We start from the raw sequence: 1,655 nt of genomic DNA on the forward strand, positions 1-1,655 counted from the left end.
GTGGACTGTGTCGGGTCCTTTGTGGGTGCTAGACTGCGTCACTGTGTGTTGGTTGTTTTTTTTGCAAGCCCAGGCCGCGCTTGGAGGAAGGGAGCCGCTCCGTGGGGTCGGAGAGGTTAATAAGAGGCAGGGCCGTCCCCGCGCTGGTAGGGCTGTCGGGGCTGGTGGGCCGTAGCGTGGCGGTGCGCCCGCGTGAGTATTCGGACTGGACGGTGACGCCCAACCTTTGGGGAGGGATCGTAGCGCCCCCAGGGGCCAAGAAGAGCGACGCCATCGCAGAAGCCCTGCGCCCGCTGGCCGTGCTCGAAGCCAAGGCCCGCGCAGCCCACCAGAGGGCTGCGCTGGAGGCTAAGGCCGAGCGGCTGGCCCTGGAAGCGAGGCTGGCCGCGCTGAAGGGTCAGGCCAAGAAGGGCGAGCTGAGCCAGGGCGGGTTCGTGGACCTGCTGGCCCGGCTGGAGGCCCTGGAGACCGTGCCTGAGCGCCGGTATGTTACCCACGACGCCACCGCCGAGAAGTTGGGCGAGTTGCTGCGGGACAACCCCCGCGGGCTGGTGCTGGTGCGGGATGAGCTGGCGTCCTGGCTGGCCGCGATGGAGCTGCAAGAGTACGCGGTGGCCAGGGGATTCTTCCTGAGCGCCTGGAACGGCAACACCGCCTACACCTTTGATCGGATCGGTCGAGGGACCATCCACATCCCCGCCGCGTGCGTGGCCGTTGTCGGGGCCATTCAGCCCAGGCCCCTCGAGGCCGTCTTTGACCGCCTGCGCACCGACCCCACCCGCGCCGATGGGATGCTCCAGCGCTTCCAACTGCTGGTGTGGCCCGACGGGATGCCCCCCTGGACCCCCCCGCAAAGCTGGCCCGATCAGAAGGCGAGGGAGCGGGCCTTTGAGGTGTTCGCCCGGTTGGACGGGCTGGAGTTTCGTGACCCCGAGGGACGGCTCGAGCCCCACCTGCTGACCCTGAGCGAGGAAGCGGGCCGGGCCTTCGCCCAGTGGCACGACGCCCATGAGCGCCGCTTGCGTGATCCCAAGCTGGCCAACACGCCCCACTTCGCCGCCCACGTCGCCAAGTACGGGAGCCTGGCCGCGTCGTTGGCGACGATCTTCCACTTGGTGGAGCTGGCCGGGGATGACACCCGCTGGGTCTTCGACGAGGAGCGCTGGAGCCTGGCCGGGGAGTTGCCGCCGGTGGGCCTGGGGGCCGTGCACCTGGCCCTGGACTGGGTGGGGTTCCTCGAGGAACACGCCCGCAAAGTCTACGCTCCCGAGCTGAACGGCGCGATCCTCGACGCCCACGCCCTGGCCCAGCAAATAGAAGAAGGACTCATCACCGACGGGCAGACGGTGCGGGAGGTGCAACGCACGAGCCGCCGCTGGGTGGAGCGTGAGCGCCTGAATGCGGCCCTAGCCCTGCTCGAGCGGCTGAACTGGCTGAGGGTGGTGGAGGTGGAGCCGGGGCCGCTGGGAGGCCGCCCGTCCGAGGTGGTGCGGCTGCACCCCGAGCTTAGGGAGGAACAAAAATGAAAGTCTACCGCCCCCGCCATATCCGTCTCGAGGGTTTACACAGACTGCCCCTGCCCAGCGCCTTTCGCTGTTAACTATGTATAGGCTCGTGTGCCGTCAACAAACGTAAACCCAACTACGGCTCGTTGA

The 1,655-nt window shown here is 67.9% G+C and carries 1 protein-coding gene; it reads left to right on the forward strand.

Translation table 11 applies throughout. The features are described from left to right. Positions 1-101 precede the first annotated feature (101 nt). Entirely contained in the window at positions 102-1,526 is a 1,425-nt protein-coding gene (locus EKL94_RS22065) for a YfjI family protein (protein ID WP_221767995.1), read from the forward strand. The last annotated feature ends 129 nt before the right edge of the window (positions 1,527-1,655 follow it).

This window comes from Stenotrophomonas maltophilia, from assembly GCF_003970865.1.
Lineage (GTDB): Bacteria > Pseudomonadota > Gammaproteobacteria > Xanthomonadales > Xanthomonadaceae > Stenotrophomonas > Stenotrophomonas maltophilia_AR.